This is a genomic window from Kaistia dalseonensis (assembly GCF_030814715.1).
GTDB lineage: Bacteria > Pseudomonadota > Alphaproteobacteria > Rhizobiales > Kaistiaceae > Kaistia > Kaistia dalseonensis.
This window is the reverse complement of sequence record NZ_JAUSVO010000002.1, coordinates 447,584-462,627: the sequence shown is the minus strand read 5'-3', so window position 1 is coordinate 462,627 and position 15,044 is coordinate 447,584. Positions and strand designations below refer to the sequence as shown.

The 15,044-nt window shown below is 67.1% G+C and carries 14 protein-coding genes; 11 read left to right on the top strand and 3 right to left on the bottom strand.

The features are described from left to right. Entirely contained in the window at window positions 1–939 is a 939-nt protein-coding gene (gene hemC / locus QO014_RS08350) for a hydroxymethylbilane synthase (protein ID WP_266348224.1), read from the bottom strand. Window positions 940–1,037: 98 nt separating this feature from the next. On the opposite strand from hemC, the gene tsaD reads away from it, so the two are divergent. From tsaD to acs, 7 genes are all read left to right on the top strand, one after another. Then, window positions 1,038–2,132: a tRNA (adenosine(37)-N6)-threonylcarbamoyltransferase complex transferase subunit TsaD gene (gene tsaD, locus QO014_RS08345; protein ID WP_266348223.1), complete on the top strand. Its 1,095-nt coding sequence runs from the start codon at window positions 1,038–1,040 to the stop codon at window positions 2,130–2,132. Beyond that, window positions 2,129–2,608, top strand: a complete 480-nt coding sequence (locus tag QO014_RS08340) for an NUDIX domain-containing protein (RefSeq protein WP_266348222.1) — start codon at window positions 2,129–2,131, stop codon at window positions 2,606–2,608. Before tsaD ends, QO014_RS08340 begins: the two co-directional genes overlap by 4 nt. After that, the gene (locus QO014_RS08335; RefSeq protein WP_266348221.1) at window positions 2,605–3,573 is read left to right on the top strand and encodes an NAD(P)H-dependent glycerol-3-phosphate dehydrogenase; all 969 of its coding nucleotides are present in this window, start codon (window positions 2,605–2,607) and stop codon (window positions 3,571–3,573) included. The genes QO014_RS08340 and QO014_RS08335 overlap by 4 nt, the downstream gene beginning before the upstream one ends. Before the next feature lie 120 nt (window positions 3,574–3,693). Further along, window positions 3,694–3,975, top strand: a complete 282-nt coding sequence (locus QO014_RS08330) for a YciI family protein (protein ID WP_266348220.1) — start codon at window positions 3,694–3,696, stop codon at window positions 3,973–3,975. Window positions 3,976–4,009: 34 nt separating this feature from the next. Next, window positions 4,010–4,429 (top strand): EVE domain-containing protein, encoded by a 420-nt coding sequence (locus tag QO014_RS08325; protein ID WP_266348219.1) that lies wholly within the window; start codon window positions 4,010–4,012, stop codon window positions 4,427–4,429. After that, a complete protein-coding gene (locus QO014_RS08320; protein ID WP_266348218.1) occupies window positions 4,390–5,097 on the top strand; it encodes a class I SAM-dependent methyltransferase in 708 nt (235 codons plus the stop codon). Before QO014_RS08325 ends, QO014_RS08320 begins: the two co-directional genes overlap by 40 nt. A 122-nt stretch (window positions 5,098–5,219) precedes the next feature. Continuing rightward, window positions 5,220–7,172, top strand: coding sequence for an acetate--CoA ligase (gene acs, locus QO014_RS08315; protein WP_266348217.1), 1,953 nt, complete (start codon window positions 5,220–5,222; stop codon window positions 7,170–7,172). 186 nt (window positions 7,173–7,358) lie between these two features. Here acs and QO014_RS08310 read toward each other — a convergent pair whose 3' ends face one another. Continuing rightward, on the bottom strand, window positions 7,359–7,559 hold the full coding sequence (locus tag QO014_RS08310) for a DUF1674 domain-containing protein (RefSeq protein ID WP_266348216.1): 201 nt from the start codon (window positions 7,557–7,559) through the stop codon (window positions 7,359–7,361). A 12-nt stretch (window positions 7,560–7,571) separates the two neighbouring features. Continuing rightward, the gene (locus QO014_RS08305) at window positions 7,572–8,870 is read right to left on the bottom strand and encodes an SAM-dependent methyltransferase (RefSeq protein ID WP_266348215.1); all 1,299 of its coding nucleotides are present in this window, start codon (window positions 8,868–8,870) and stop codon (window positions 7,572–7,574) included. 161 nt (window positions 8,871–9,031) lie between these two features. On the opposite strand from QO014_RS08305, the gene htpX reads away from it, so the two are divergent. The 4 genes from htpX to purH all read left to right on the top strand — a co-directional run bounded on the left by htpX (window position 9,032) and on the right by purH (window position 14,935). Then, window positions 9,032–10,015, top strand: coding sequence for a zinc metalloprotease HtpX (gene htpX, locus QO014_RS08300; RefSeq protein ID WP_266348214.1), 984 nt, complete (start codon window positions 9,032–9,034; stop codon window positions 10,013–10,015). Continuing rightward, window positions 10,006–11,373, top strand: coding sequence for a 16S rRNA (cytosine(967)-C(5))-methyltransferase RsmB (gene rsmB, locus QO014_RS08295; protein ID WP_266348213.1), 1,368 nt, complete (start codon window positions 10,006–10,008; stop codon window positions 11,371–11,373). The genes htpX and rsmB overlap by 10 nt, the downstream gene beginning before the upstream one ends. Window positions 11,374–11,484: 111 nt before the next feature. Beyond that, window positions 11,485–13,248 carry a heparinase II/III family protein gene (locus tag QO014_RS08290; protein WP_266348212.1) on the top strand — a complete coding sequence of 588 codons (1,764 nt, stop codon included), beginning with the start codon at window positions 11,485–11,487 and terminating at the stop codon, window positions 13,246–13,248. Window positions 13,249–13,318: 70 nt separating this feature from the next. Next, window positions 13,319–14,935 (top strand): bifunctional phosphoribosylaminoimidazolecarboxamide formyltransferase/IMP cyclohydrolase, encoded by a 1,617-nt coding sequence (purH, locus tag QO014_RS08285; protein ID WP_266348211.1) that lies wholly within the window; start codon window positions 13,319–13,321, stop codon window positions 14,933–14,935. Window positions 14,936–15,044: the final 109 nt, after the last annotated feature.

Sequence of the window (15,044 nt, the reverse complement as noted above, 5' to 3'; positions counted from 1 at the left end):
TCATTCTGCGCGGAAGAATGCGGCGCCGCCGCGACCGATCAGTTCGTCGGCCGCCTCGGTGCCGATTCGTTCGGCATCCGCCACCGTGCCGGTCAGGCGGGCCGCCTCGGAACGCGCGCCATCCGGCGAAAGCACCATGCCGCGGAAGACCAGCTGATCGCCTTCGACCGTCGCGAGCCCGCCGATCGGCGTCCGGCAGGAGCCATCGAGGCGCAGCAGGAAGGCGCGCTCGGCGCTGAGCGCGATCGAGGTGGCCGCATGGTTGACCCGGCCGACGATCTCGCGGATGCGCGGATCGTCGGCGCGCGTCTCGATGGCGACAGCGCCCTGGCCGACGGCGGGGAGGAAATCATCGGTCTCGATGATGCTGGTGGCGTGGTCCGCAAGGCCGAGTCGCTTCAATCCCGCGAGCGCCAGCAGCGTGGCATGGGCCGTGCCTTCCGCGAGCTTTCGCAACCGCGTCTCGACATTGCCGCGAAAATCGACGGTCAGGAGATCCGGCCTCAGGCGAAGCGCCATGGCACGCCGGCGCAGCGACGACGTGCCGAGCACGGCGCCCTGCGGCAGGTCGGCGAGCGTGCCGGCGAGGGGCGAGATGAAGGCGTCACGCACATCTTCGCGCGGCAGGAAAGCCGAGAGCACCAGCCCGTCCGGCAGGACGGTCGGCATGTCCTTGGAGGAATGGACGGCGAGATCGATGGCGCCGCTCATCAGCGCCTCCTCGATCTCCTTGGTGAAAAGGCCCTTGCCGCCCACCTCGGAAAGCGGTCGGTCCTGGATGCGGTCGCCTGAGGTGCGAATGACGACGACGTCGATCTCCGTCTCGGCAAGATCCTGCGAGGCGGCGAGCCGGGCGCGGGTTTCATGCGCCTGTGCGAGCGCCAGCGGGCTGCCGCGCGTGCCGATACGAAGAAGCGAAGGGGAAGCGGCCAATTGCAAGGGGTCGTGTCCGGATGCTACGGGGACGGAGTCGGGCGCAGTCTAGTCACCGCGCGCCCGACCGCAAGCAAGCGATCCCTCCGCGTCAAGAGGCCCTCATGGTTTCGGCTCCTGTTCTTGTCCTCGGCATTGAGACGAGCTGCGACGAAACCGCGGCTTCGATCGTTGCGCGCGACGCCGATGGCCGGGGGACGATTCTCTCGAATGTCGTGTTGTCGCAGATCGCCGATCATGCGGCCTATGGCGGTGTCGTGCCCGAAATCGCGGCGCGGGCGCATGTCGAGGCGCTGGACCGGGTGATCGCGGCGGCGATGGACGAGGCGGGCGTGCGCTTCGCCGATCTCGACGGTGTCGCGGCGACGGCGGGGCCCGGGTTGATCGGCGGCGTCATCGTCGGCCTCACCACGGCCAAGGCGATCGCCTTCGCGGCCGGCAAGCCGCTGCTGGCCGTCAACCATCTCGAGGGCCATGCGCTGACGGCACGGCTGACCGACGGGCTCGATTTCCCCTATCTCCTGCTCCTCGTCTCCGGCGGCCATACCCAGATCCTGCTCGTGCGCGGCGTCGGCCAGTATGAGCGCTGGGGCACGACGATCGACGACGCCCTCGGCGAGGCCTTCGACAAGACCGCCAAACTGCTCGGCCTTCCCTATCCGGGCGGGCCGGCCGTGGAGCGCACGGCAGCGTTCGGCCGCGCCGATCGTTTAGCGCTGCCGCGCCCCATGCTGGGCCGGGCTGGATCCGATTTCTCGTTTTCGGGCCTCAAGACCGCGCTTCGCATCGAGGCCGAAGCGATCGCGCCGCTCTCCGACGTGGATGTGGCGGATCTTTGCGCCGCCTTCCAGCAGACGGCGACCGCCGTCGTGCGCGATCGGATCGGCCACGCGCTCGATCGCTTCCGCGCGGCTTTCCCCGATATCGCGCTGCCAGCGCTCGTCGTCGCCGGCGGTGTCGCGGCCAACAAGGCGCTGCGGGCAGGCCTCGAGGCCGAACTCGGCGCGCGCGGGTTCAGGCTGGTCGCCCCGCCGCTGGAGCTCTGCACGGATAATGGCGCGATGATCGCCTGGGCGGGCGCAGAGCGGCTGGCGCTCGGCCTCGTCGACGATCTCGATGCGCCGGCCCGGCCGCGCTGGCCGCTCGACCAGATGGCCGCGCCCCTGATCGGCTCCGGGCATAAGGGCGCCAAGGCATGAGCACCAAACCGCGATTCCCGCTCCGCTTTCGCAGGAAGGTCGTGATCTACGCGACTTGGCGCGACCAGATCCTCGTCTTCGAGGAGCCCGATTTTCCGCATATCGGGCTGCAGGTGCCGGGCGGCACGGTCGCCGACGACGAGACGGTGGAAGAGGCGGCGCGGCGCGAATTCGAGGAGGAGACGGGCCTCGACGCGCCGGACCATTTCGAGCCGCTCGGCGAGATGACCTATGTCTACGAGGCCGACGAAGTCCGGCATCAGCATCTGCGTCATTATTTCCATGTCGAGCTCGCGGGCGAGTTCCCAGAGCGTTGGGAATGGACCGAGGAAACGCCGGATGATGGCGGCAAGCCGATCCGCTTCGCCTATTCATGGGCGCCGCTGCTGCCGGTCGTTCCCGTCCTCTTCGGCCGGCTCGACGCGCTGTTTCCCGAGCTGCTGCGACGGCTCGAACAGGATGAGACCGAGGCATGACGATCGAGCGCGTTGCGATTGTCGGAGCCGGCGCCTGGGGCACGGCGCTGGCGCTGGCGGCCGAACGGGCCGGCCGCTCGGTCGTGCTCTGGGGCCGTGATATCGGCGAGCTCGCCGCGACACGCGAAAACAGCCGGCATCTCCCGGGCATTGTGCTGCCGGCGGCGATCGAGGTGACGGATGATCTCGCACGTGCCGTCACGGCAGACGCCATTCTGCTCGTGACGCCGACGCAGACTGTGCGCGCCGTCGCAAGGAGGCTTGCCGGCATTGCCGACGACACGCCGGTGGTGATCTGCGCCAAGGGCCTTGAGCGCTCGACCATGTTCCGCCCGACCGAGGTGCTCGAACAGGCCCTGCCGCCGGCCGCGCCGGCCGTGCTCTCAGGCCCGAGCTTCGCGGCCGACGTCGCGCGCGGCCTGCCGACCGCCGTCACGATCGCCGCTGCCGAGCCGCGGCTCGCCATGGATATCTGCCAGGCGCTCGGCTCGATCAGCTTCCGCCCCTATGCCGAGACCGACATTATCGGCGTCGAGATCGGTGGCGCCTTCAAGAATGTGCTGGCCATCGCGGCCGGCATCGTCACCGGCCGACGGCTCGGCGCCAGCGCTTCGGCCGCGCTGGTCGCGCGCGGCTTCGCCGAACTCCGCCGCATCGGCGCGGCCATGGGCGCGCGGCCGGAGACGCTGATGGGCCTGTCCGGCCTCGGCGATCTCGTGCTCACCAGTTCGTCGCCGCAATCGCGCAATTTCGCCTTCGGCGTCGCGCTTGGCCAGGGCGCGGACCCCGCACGGGTGCTGGTGGAAGGCGCCTCGACGGCGCCGGTGGCGCGCGAACTTGCCCGCGTTCATCAGGTGGAAATGCCGATTACCGAGGCGGTCGCCGCGATCGTCGAGGGAGAAGTCGGCATTGACGAGGCGATCGGCTCGCTCATGAGCCGCCCGCTGAAGCACGAGACCGATTGAGAGGCCGCATCTCGTGGGTCCTGGCGGCGTTCGAAACGAATTCGCACCCCTGCCGACACATGCACTTTACGGCCGTTGGCCTGCCGCTTAACGTGCCGCGCGTTTTCCTGGAGGAACCCCATGCATTTTGCCGTCATCCTCACCGACCGCAAAGACGGTCTGCCGATCCGCCTGGCCAATCGGCCGGCTCATATCGAATGGCTGAAGTCTTCGGGCATCCCGATCGCCGGCCCGTTCCTGGACGAGACCGGCGAGGGCATGATCGGCACCCTGCTGATCGTCGAGGCGGATGACGAGGCCGGCGTTGTCGCCATCATCGACAACGATCCCTATGCCAAGGCGGACCTGTTCGAATCGCGCCAGATCCGTCCCTGGCGCTGGGTCGTCGGCAAGCCCGCCTGATCCGTTCCCGACACGACCGTCCCCGGAGATTGCCATGGCGCATTGGCTCTACAAGTCTGAACCCGACGTCTTCTCCTTCGACGATCTGAAGCAGAAGGGCGCGGCCGGTCAGGAATGGGACGGCGTCCGCAACTATCAGGCGCGCAACAACATGCGCGCCATGCAGGTCGGCGATCGGGGCTTTTTCTACCATTCGAACGAAGGCAAGGCGATTGTCGGCATCGTCGAGGTGGTGAAGCTCGCCCATCCCGATTCGACCGATGGGACCGGCCAGTGGGAATGCGTCGACATTCGCGCCGTTCGTGATCTGCCGAAGCCCTATTCGCTCGCTGAGGCCAAGGCCGAGCCGCGCCTGAAGGGCATGGCGCTGGTGTCGAATTCACGCCTCTCCGTGCAGCCCGTCACCGACGAGGAATGGGCGATCGTCTGCGAACTGGGCGGGCTCGAACCCTGACGGTCGCCGACCGCGCGGCCTTCGTTCGCGCGCAGACGCGCCTCGCGCCCGTCGCCTTCGTGCCGGAAGTCCGGCTCCATCAGGCGGATGAGGCAACCGCGCTCTGGCATCTGACCGAGGCCGAGCTCGGGCTTGGCGATCTGCAGCCGCCGTTCTGGGCGTTTGCCTGGGCTGGCGGGCAGGGGCTCGCACGTTTCATCCTCGATCATCCCGGGATCGTCGCCGGCAAGCGCGTGCTCGATTTTGCCTCCGGCTCCGGCCTGGTCGCGATCGCCGCCGCCAAGGCGGGCGCGGCTCTTGTCGAGGCGGTCGATATCGATCCCTTCGCTCATGCGGCCATTCAGGAGAATATGGCGGCCAACGCCGTGGCCGTCACGGCGCAATGCGCCGATCTGATCGGAACCAGGCCGGCGGTCGATATCGTGCTCGCCGGCGATGTCTTTTATGACCGCAGCTTCGCAGCCGCTGCGACGCCGTGGTTCGGCGCGCTCGCGGCGGCGGGCGTCACGGTCCTCGCCGGCGATCCGGGGCGGCACTATCGGCCGCGCCGGGGCGTCCGTGAAATTGCGGCCTATGATGTGCCGGTCCATCCGGCGCTGGAAGATGCGGCGTTGAAGCGCGTTGCCGTTCTCTCCGTGGATGCTGACGTCGGCGTTGAGCCGGGTTAAAATGCCGGCATCCGGGAGGGGAGCCACCGGCGCCGCAAGGCGCCGAACGGTATCCGGATGCCGATGTGGATTGTGATGGGCGGTCGGGGCCTCGCGCTGCCGCCGCCCGAGGGAGGAAGAGTATGCACGACACCATCCATCCGGTTCCCGCCGATTGGAGCCAGTCGGCCCGGGTCGACGCGGCCGCCTACGAGGCGATGTATCGCCGGTCGGTCGAGGACCCGAACGGCTTCTGGGCCGAGCAGGCCGAGCGGCTCGACTGGATCAAGCCCTTCACCAAGGTCAAGAACACTTCGTTCGCGCCCGGTGCGGTCTCGGTCAAATGGTTCGAGGACGGCGTGCTCAACGCCTCGGCCAACTGTCTCGACCGCCATCTCGCGACGCGGGGCGACAAGGTCGCGATCATCTGGGAGGGTGACGATCCGAGCGAGAGCCGCTCGATCACCTATCGCGAGCTTCATGCCGAGGTGAACCGCTTCGCCAATGTGCTGAAGAAGCTCGGTGTCGCGAAGGGCGATCGCGTCACGATCTACCTGCCGATGATCCCGGAAGCGGCCATGGCGATGCTCGCCTGCGCGCGCATCGGCGCGATTCATTCCATCGTCTTCGGCGGCTTCTCGCCGGACAGCCTCGCCGGCCGCATCGGCGATTGCCATTCCAAGGTCGTCATCACCGCTGACGAAGGCCTGCGCGGCGGCAAGAAGGTCCCGCTCAAGCACAATACCGATACCGCGCTGACCAAGACGATCGGCGACGAAAAAGTGCTCGTCATCCGGCGGACCGGCAGCGAAGTCGCCATGCATGCCGGCCGCGACTACTGGTATCACGAGATCGCCGCGACGGTTTCCGACGTCTGCGAGCCCGAGCCGATGAATGCGGAAGATCCGCTCTTCATCCTTTACACCTCAGGCTCGACCGGGCGGCCGAAAGGCGTGCTGCACACGACGGGCGGCTATCTGCTCCATGCGGCGCTGACGCATGAGATCGTCTTCGACATCCGCGAGGACGACGTCTTCTGGTGCACGGCCGATGTGGGTTGGGTCACCGGGCACAGCTATATCGTCTATGGCCCGCTCGCCAACGGCACCACCGTGGTGATGTTCGAGGGTATCCCGAACTATCCGACCAATGCGCGCTTCTGGCAGGTGGTCGACAAGCACAAGGTGACGATCTTCCACACCGCGCCGACGGCGATTCGCGCGCTGATGCAGGCTGGCGACGAGCCCGTGAAATCGTCTTCGCGCGCCTCGTTGCGCCTGCTCGGCTCGGTCGGCGAGCCGATCAATCCCGAAGCCTGGGAGTGGTACTACCGCGTTGTCGGCGAGAATCGCTGCCCGATCGTCGACACATGGTGGCAGACGGAGACCGGCGGCGTCCTGATCACGCCGCTGCCGGGCGCGACGCCGCTCAAGCCCGGCTCCGCGTCATGGCCGTTCTTTGGCGTGCAGCCGGCGATCGTGGACGCCGACGGCAAGATCATTGAGGGGGCCTGCGAGGGCAATCTCGTGATCCTCGACTCCTGGCCGGGCCAGATGCGCACGGTCTATGGCGACCATGACCGGTTCGAGCAGACCTATTTCTCGACCTACAAGAACATGTACTTCACCGGCGATGGCTGCCGGCGCGACGCCGATGGCTATTACTGGATCACCGGCCGCGTCGACGACGTCATCAACGTGTCAGGCCATCGCATGGGCACGGCCGAGGTCGAGAGCGCCCTCGTCTCCCACACCAAGGTGTCCGAGGCGGCGGTGGTCGGCTATCCGCACGACATCAAGGGGCAGGGCATCTACGCCTATGTCACGCTGATGCACGGCGTTTCGCCGTCGGAGGACCTGCGCAAGGAGCTCAAGAACTGGGTGCGGGCCGAGATCGGGCCGATCGCGACCCCGGACCTGCTCCAGTTCGCGCCGGGCCTGCCCAAGACGCGCTCGGGCAAGATCATGCGCCGCATCCTGCGCAAGATCGCCGAGGACGAGTTCGGCGCGCTGGGCGATATCTCGACGCTGTCCGATCCGGCGGTGGTCGATGACCTGATCGCCAACCGGCAGAACCGGAAGACGGAGCCGGTGTAAAAAGCAGCCGGTTGCCTTGCTTACCCTCTCCCGCTTGCGGGGGAGGGCCCGAGGCAATTCCCCGCATGCGAGGACTGAGGAGCGCGTCCGATGACACGGTGAGGCGCCCCCTCTCCAACTCTCCCCCGCTTTGCGGGAGAGAGGGCTCATCGGGCGCTTCATCGGCGGCGAGGCAGCGCGCCCGCCTCAGAAATCGCTGGCGATGCCCTTGTTTTCCCAGTCGCCATAGCGCACCGGCTCCGGGCCGGCGCGGCCGTTGATCTCGCGCGGGCCACGGGCCGCCTCGTCGATCGCGCGACGGCGCTCGGCCGCCTCCTCCAGCGCGCGCTGCGCCTCCGGGGTCAGGGGCCGGCTGGCGGCAGGTGCGGGCATGTCCTTCTCGCTCATGCTTTCAATCCCTCAGACATAGAGATCCGCGCGTGTCGGCGGCAGGCCGGACGGGCCGCGCTGGCGCTTGGAGGCCAGCGTCTGGTTGATCGTGACCGAGTTACGCTCGAAGGCGATCGAGCAGCCGGCGATATAGGCGATCCAGAGCCGCGTCTTGACCTCGCCAATCTCCTTGACCGCATCGTCATAGCGGGCGAGCAGCCGGTCGTGCCAATGGCGCAGCGTATGCTGGTAATGCTCGCGCCAGCCCTCGACATCGTGCACTTCGAAGCCGTAGCGCTCGAGATTGGCGACCGACATGCCGAGATGGTCGAGTTCGCCGCCGGGGAAGATATAGCGACGGATCGCGGCATATTCCGGATTGGTCTTGCGGAAGACCTTCTCGGTCCGCTTGGCCGGGCGCGCGATGGCGTGGTGGAGATAAAGGCCGCCCGGCTTCAGCAGGCGGTTCACCGTCTGGAAATATTGCGGATAGTTGTCGATGCCGACCTGCTCGAACATGCCGATGGACGAGATCTTGTCGAACTGGCCCTGCACCAGCGTGTAGTCACGCAGTTCGAAACGGATCTTGTCCTGCAGGCCGAGCCGGATGACCTTCTCGCGGGCATAGACATATTGCTCGCCCGCCAGGGTCACGCCGACGGCGTTGACGCCGTAATGCTGCGCAGCATGGCAGACGAGCGCGCCCCAGCCCGAGCCGATATCGAGCAGGGTCTCGCCGGGCTTCAGCCGCAGCTTCTTGCAGATCATGTCGAGCTTGTCGCGCTGCGCCGTCGCGAGATCGTTGTTCCAGTCGCGGAAATAGGCGCAGGTATACACCATCTCCGGATCGAGGAAGAGCGCGTAGAAGGCGTTGGAGACGTCGTAATGATAGTGGACGTTCTCCTTGTTCGCCGTCTCGCTGCCATCGGCGGTCGCCTTGTCGCCGCGGATCTGCTCGAGCGGCCAGGGGCCGCCGCGCGAGCGGAAGATATAGTCGGCGACCGAGCGGAACAGCAGCTTCTTGTCCAGCAGGCGGCGCACCTCGCGCGAGCGGACCTTCGGCTTCTGCGCGACCATGTCGAACAGCGTGCCGTTCACGATGTCGATGCGCCGTGTCACATAGAGGTTGAGCAGCGTATTGAGGTTCGGCTTCCTGAACAGCGCCGCCGGGACGCTCTCGTCGGCGATGGCCACCGCCAGCGCGTCGGGCGCCAGATCGGCCGGAACGGTCGAGCCGTCCCAAAGCCTGAAACCAAGATCGATGCCAAGAGTTTCACGCAGATGCGCAAGAAGATTGCGCAGCCGCTCCGTTCGATTCACAACGCTCATCCGCCTACGCAGCCACCAGCCTTGACGACGATCACCCATCAGTAGCACCGCCGCGCCTATCGCGCCGGCTGGAGATCGTCTTGTTCATCCGCCGAAGCACTACCATCATATGGGACGCCGAATACAGGCCTCAGGGAGACCGCGCGTAGCGGGCGATGACGATGAACATCATGCGGACTGCCATACTGATCGCGGGCCTCACCGCCATCTTCATGGGGGTCGGCTATCTGGTGGGTGGCACGGGCGGCATGATGATCGCCTTCGTGATCGCCGCCGGCATGAATTTCTTCAGCTACTGGAACGCCGACAAGATGGTCTTGTCGATGTATGGCGCCCGCGAGGTCGATGCGCGCACGGCGCCCGAATATTACGGCATCGTCCAGAGGCTCGCGGCGCGTGCGGGCCTGCCCATGCCGAAGGTCTACATCATCGATACGCCGCAGCCGAACGCCTTCGCGACCGGCCGCAATCCGCAGAACGCAGCGGTGGCCGCGTCGATCGGCCTGCTGCAGACGCTGACGCCTGACGAGGTCGCCGGCGTGATGGCGCACGAACTCGCTCATGTGAAGAACCACGACACGCTGACCATGACGATCACCGCGACGATTGCCGGCGCGATCTCCATGCTCGCCAATTTCGCCTTCTTTTTCGGTGGCCGGCGTGACAATAACAGCCCGCTCGGGCCGATCGGCGCGATTGCCGCGGCGCTTCTTGCGCCAATTGCGGCTATGCTCGTGCAAATGGCGATCAGCCGAACCCGTGAATATGCCGCCGACCGCATGGGCGCGGAGATTTCGGGTTCGCCGCGTTCGCTCGCCACGGCGCTCTCCAAGATCGCCGGTGGTGCCTCGCATATCCAGAACGATGCGGCCGAAGCCAACCCGGCGACGGCCCATCTCTTCATCATCAATCCTCTATCCGGACAGCGCATGGACAATCTCTTCTCGACCCATCCGGCGACCGAGAACCGCATCGCGGCTCTCATGGAGCTCGAAGGCCAGATGGGCGGCAGCAGCGGGGGCATGGCGGCGCGGCGCGTCGACCTGCCCGGCGGCTTCGGTGCTCGTCAGCGTCGTGCCGACGATGCGCCGCGCGGCCCCTGGGGCAACCAGGCCGGCGGCACGAGCCGGGGACCATGGGGTTGAACCGGCCCGCGCCCCGCAAGGGAAACAAGAGCGCCGCGCCGGCCCGCAAGCCCAAGCTCGCCGCCGGCGTCGAAGCGCGCATGGCGGCGACCGCCGCCCTCCAGGCCGTGCTGGTCGATCATCGCGCCACCGAAGCCGTGCTGGAAGCGACGGACGGCCCCTTCTACAAGCTCGACCCGCGTGAGCGCGGACTCGCCCGGGCACTGCTCGGCACGGCGCTTCGCCGCCACGGGCAGATACGTGATGCGCTCGGCCGCTTCCTCGACAAGCCCGTGCCGAAGAAATCGGGTCCGCTCGCGGCGATCCTCGACATTGCCGCGGCGCAGATCCTGTTCATGGACGTGCCGGACCATGCGGCGGTCTCCGTTGCCGTCGACAGCGCCGAGAGCGATCGCGACGCCCGCCATTTCAAGGGCCTCACGAATGCCGTGCTGCGCCGCCTGACCGAGCAGCGTGATGCGATCCTGGCCGACCAGGACGAGATCGACCTGAACACGCCGGACTGGCTGTTTCGCGGCTGGGCCAAGGCCTATGGCACCGAGACGGCGCGCGCCATCGCCGCCGCCCATGTGCTGGAACCATCGCTCGACATCACTGTCAAATCCCGCCCCGATTACTGGGCGGAGCAATTGGGTGGCATTGTCCTGCCGACCGGCTCGATCCGCCTGATCGCGCATGGGCCGATCGAGGCGCTGCCGGGCTTTGCCGAAGGCGAATGGTGGGTTCAGGACGCGGCTGCCGCCTTGCCGGCGCGTTTGCTCGGTCCGGTCGAGGGCAAGCTGGTGGCCGATCTCTGCGCCGCCCCCGGTGGAAAGACCGCGCAGCTCGCCGCCGCCGGCGCGATCGTGACGGCGGTCGATATTTCCGAGATGCGGCTCGCCCGCGTCCGCGAGAATCTGGAGCGCCTGCATCTCAAGGTCGAGACGGTCGCGGCCGATGTCGAGAACTGGACGCCGGACGTGCTCTTCGATGCGATCCTGCTCGATGCGCCCTGTTCGGCGACCGGCACGATCCGCCGCCATCCCGATGTCGCCTTCCTGAAGCGTCCGGCCGATATCGCAGCTCTCGCCGATCTGCAGTTCCGCCTGCTCACCAAGGCGACGGAGCTGCTGAAGCGTGGCGGCACGCTCGTCTATTGCACCTGCTCTCTTGAGCCGGCAGAGGGCGAGGCGCAGATCCACCGCGCGCTCGGCACGCTGCCGCTGGCGCTCGAGCCTGTCGCTCCCGCCGATGTCGGCGGAATCGATTCGATTTGTCGCGATGGCTTCCTGAGGACGCTTCCGTCCGATCTTCCGCAAGAAGAGCCGCGTTTGTCCGGTTTGGACGGGTTTTTCGCGGCGCGGCTGCGGAAGCTCTAGGTAACGTCAAGCTGGTTCAATTTGATCGATCGGGCCATTAGATTGGCCCGATCGAACACATCAGCGATTCGAAATGGCCGCGCTTGCGTTGGTCGAGGGAGGTATGGGGGTATGGCGTTGCGAGCGGGGTCCGGGCGGGGGCGGCTTTTCCGCTTCGTGCTTGCGTCGGCCTGGCGCCGCGCCCGCTATGCATTTCATGCCGGCGCCTTCTATCGCTGGCGCTATTTCGGCCAGATCCCGGATCGGCTGCTGATTGCGCCGACCGATCTCAGGACGGCCGATCCGACGATCGCGCACGACATCTATGCCGGACGGTTCGTCTTTGCCGGCGATGTCGTCGATGTCTCCGGCTTCTCGGTGTTCGAGATCGAGGCGCCATCGCCCGAATGGGCGGCGGGCCTGCACGGCTTCGGCTGGCTTCGCCATCTGCGCGCCTCCGATCTCGCGGTCTCGCGCTCGAATGCGCGCTCGCTGGTCGACGAGTGGATCAAGTTCCAGAAGAACCACGATCCGATGGCTCGCGATCCGCAGGTCATGGCGCGGCGCATCATCTCCTGGCTCGCGCAGACGCCGCTGATCCTCGAGGGCTGCGACCACGCCTTCTATCGCCGCTTCATGCGCTCGCTCACCAAGCAGGTGCGCCAGCTGCGCCGGATCGCGCCCGATGTGCGGCCTGGCCTGCCGCGGCTTCATGTCGTGACGGCGCTCTCGGCGGCCGGGCTTTCGCTCTCCGACCAGACCCGCTTCGTGCGGCAGGCCTCGCGCTGGCTCGACCGCGAATTGGCGCGTCAGGTCCTGCCCGATGGCGGCCATGTCGGTCGCAATCCCGGCGCGGTGCTGGAAATACTGGTCGATCTGCTGCCGCTCCGGCAGGCGTTCACGGCGCGCGGCCTGCAGCCGACGCCCGCGCTGCTCGGCGCGATCGACCGCATGATGCCGATGCTGCGCTTCTTCCGGCACGGCGATGGCTCGTTCGCGAAGTTCAACGGCATGGGCGATACGGAGCTCGGCCTTCTCGCCACCGTGCTCGCCTATGACGATGCGCGCGGGGCGCCGGTGCGCAATGCGCCCTATGCCGGCTATCAGCGTCTCGATGCCGGCGACACGGTGGTGCTGACCGATACCGGCGCGCCGCCCGCGCCGGGTCTTTCCCTCGAGGCCCATGCCGGCTGTCTTTCCTTCGAGATGAGCGCCGGCCGGCATCCGATCGTCGTCAATTGCGGTGTCCCCGCCCGCGGCAATCTGGCGCTTCGCCGCCTCGCCCGCACGACGGCGGCCCATTCCACCGTCACGCTCAACGATTCCTCTTCCTGCCGTTTCCTGACCGGCAGTCTGCTCTCGCGCCGGATCGGCGAGGTGATCGTCTCGGGGCCGCAGCGCGTCGAGCTGTCGCGCCAGGAGGAGCGTGGCGAGACGGTCATCACCGCCGCGCACGATGGCTATGTCTCGCGCTTCGGCATCCGCCATGAGAGGCGGCTGACGCTTTCGCGCTATGGCGATGTTCTGGATGGCATGGACAGCTTCACCAGCCCGACCGGCGCGGCCGTGGCGCGCGGCGGTAAGGATTCCTTCGCGATCCGCTTTCATCTCCATCCGGCCGTCAAGGCGAGCCGGATCAAGGGCGGCCATGCGGTCCTGCTCGCGCTGCCCGATGGATCCGCCTGGGAATTCGAAACCAATGGCCATGACGCGATGATCGAGGAGAGCATCCGCCTCTCCGATATTCGCGGCAGCCGGCGCGCGGAGCAGATCGTCGTCTATGGGCGCGCGCTGCACCAGGCTTCGGTGCGCTGGCGCTTCCGCCGTGTGAGCGAGGCGGGCGGCCGTCGTCGCAATGACGACGAGGGCACGGCGGAGTTGCCGTTCGGCGGCTGAGGTTCGGGGCTGCGCGGCGGCCGAAATCGTGCTATCGCGCCGGCTCGTCACAATCACCCGTGAGGATGCCATGGCCGTGCTAGCGCCGAAGGTCGAGATGCCCGACCTCGTTCCGATGAAACGTGCTCTTTTCTCGGTCTCGGATTCGACGGGCCTGATCGATCTGGCGCGCGCGCTGCACGAGCGGGGCGTCGCGCTCGTCGCGACCGGCTCGACCTGCAAGGCGCTGGTCTCCGCCGGACTGCCGGCCACCAACGTCGCCGATGTCATCGGCTTTCCCGAAATTCTCGGTGGCCGCGTCAAGACGCTGCATCCGATGATCCATGGCGGCATTCTCGGCATTCGCAATGAGCCGACCCATGCGGCCGAGATGGCCGAGCACGGCATCGAGCCGTTCGATCTCGTCGTGGTGAACCTCTATCCGTTCGAGGAGACCATCGCGAAGAACGCCGACTACGCGACGGCGGTCGAGAATATCGACATTGGCGGACCGGCCATGGTCCGCGCCTCGGCGAAGAACCACGCCTTCGTGACCATCGTCGTCGACCCGGCGGACTACGCCTCCGTGCTGGAGACGCTGGAGGCCAATGGCGGCGCGACCTCGCTCGAATTCCGCAAGCATCTCGCGGCCAAGGCCTTTGCCCGCACGGCGGCCTATGATGCGACGGTCTCCGGCTGGTTTGCGCGCGTGCTCGATATTGAGACGCCCGCCTATCGCAGCTTCGGCGGCTCGCTGCGCGAGGTCATGCGCTATGGCGAGAACCCACATCAATCGGCGGCTTTCTATGTGACGGGCGACAAGCGCCCCGGCGTCGCCACCGCCCGCCAGCTGCAGGGCAAGCAGCTTTCCTACAACAATATCAACGATACCGACGCCGCCTATGAGCTGGTGGCCGAGTTCGATCCGGACGAGACGGCCGCAGTCGCGATCATCAAGCACGCGAACCCATCGGGTGTGGCGACGGCCTCGACGATTGCCGAGGCCTATGAGTTGGCGCTGCGCTCCGACCCCGTATCGGCCTTTGGCGGCATCGTCGCGCTCAACCGGACGCTCGATGCCGAGGCGGCGCGCCGGATCGTCGAGATCTTCACCGAGGTGATCATCGCGCCGGATGCGACCGACGAGGCGGTGGCGATCGTCGCGGCCAAGAAGAACCTCCGCCTGCTGGTCGCCGGCGGATTGCCGGACCCGGCGACGCCGGGCCTGACGGTCCGTACCGTTGCCGGCGGGCTTCTGGTCCAGAACCGCGATGCGGGACGTATCGGCGTCGGCGATCTGAAGATCGTGACGCGGCGCACGCCGACGGCGGCCGAACTGGCCGACCTGATCTTCGCCTTCCGCGTCGCCAAGCATGTGAAGTCGAACGCCATCGTCTATGCGCGGCACGGCGCGACGGTGGGCATCGGCGCAGGCCAGATGAGCCGCGTCGATTCCTCCACCATCGCCGCGAAGAAGGCGGCCGATGCCGCTCGGACGGCCGGGCTCGAGGAGACGCTCGCCAAGGGATCGGTTGTCGCCTCCGATGCATTCTTCCCGTTCGCGGACGGTCTGCTGGCGGCTGTCGAGGCGGGTGCCACGGCCGTGATCCAGCCGGGCGGATCGATGCGGGACGATGAAGTGATCGCGGCCGCCGATGCGGCCGGCATCGCCATGGTCTTCACCGGAATGCGTCACTTCCGGCACTGAGGCGCCGCGTCAAACGCTCCTGCCTGACGTTGGGTCAGGCGGGAGCTGGAACCGGACCTGGGATGCGTTCAATTCTTGTTGCGAGGCGAGACAGGCGCGGGAGGAATCG

Coding starts and splice junctions, on each gene's coding strand:
- tsaD (WP_266348223.1), top strand. CDS start 1,038: ATGGTTTCGGCTCCTGTTCTTGTCCTCGGCATTGAGACGAGCTGCGAC.
- QO014_RS08340 (WP_266348222.1), top strand. CDS start 2,129: ATGAGCACCAAACCGCGATTCCCGCTCCGCTTTCGCAGGAAGGTCGTG.
- QO014_RS08335 (WP_266348221.1), top strand. CDS start 2,605: ATGACGATCGAGCGCGTTGCGATTGTCGGAGCCGGCGCCTGGGGCACG.
- QO014_RS08330 (WP_266348220.1), top strand. CDS start 3,694: ATGCATTTTGCCGTCATCCTCACCGACCGCAAAGACGGTCTGCCGATC.
- QO014_RS08325 (WP_266348219.1), top strand. CDS start 4,010: ATGGCGCATTGGCTCTACAAGTCTGAACCCGACGTCTTCTCCTTCGAC.
- QO014_RS08320 (WP_266348218.1), top strand. CDS start 4,390: ATGGGCGATCGTCTGCGAACTGGGCGGGCTCGAACCCTGACGGTCGCC.
- acs (WP_266348217.1), top strand. CDS start 5,220: ATGCACGACACCATCCATCCGGTTCCCGCCGATTGGAGCCAGTCGGCC.
- QO014_RS08310 (WP_266348216.1), bottom strand. CDS start 7,559: ATGAGCGAGAAGGACATGCCCGCACCTGCCGCCAGCCGGCCCCTGACC.
- QO014_RS08305 (WP_266348215.1), bottom strand. CDS start 8,870: ATGAGCGTTGTGAATCGAACGGAGCGGCTGCGCAATCTTCTTGCGCAT.
- htpX (WP_266348214.1), top strand. CDS start 9,032: ATGAACATCATGCGGACTGCCATACTGATCGCGGGCCTCACCGCCATC.
- rsmB (WP_266348213.1), top strand. CDS start 10,006: ATGGGGTTGAACCGGCCCGCGCCCCGCAAGGGAAACAAGAGCGCCGCG.
- QO014_RS08290 (WP_266348212.1), top strand. CDS start 11,485: ATGGCGTTGCGAGCGGGGTCCGGGCGGGGGCGGCTTTTCCGCTTCGTG.
- purH (WP_266348211.1), top strand. CDS start 13,319: ATGGCCGTGCTAGCGCCGAAGGTCGAGATGCCCGACCTCGTTCCGATG.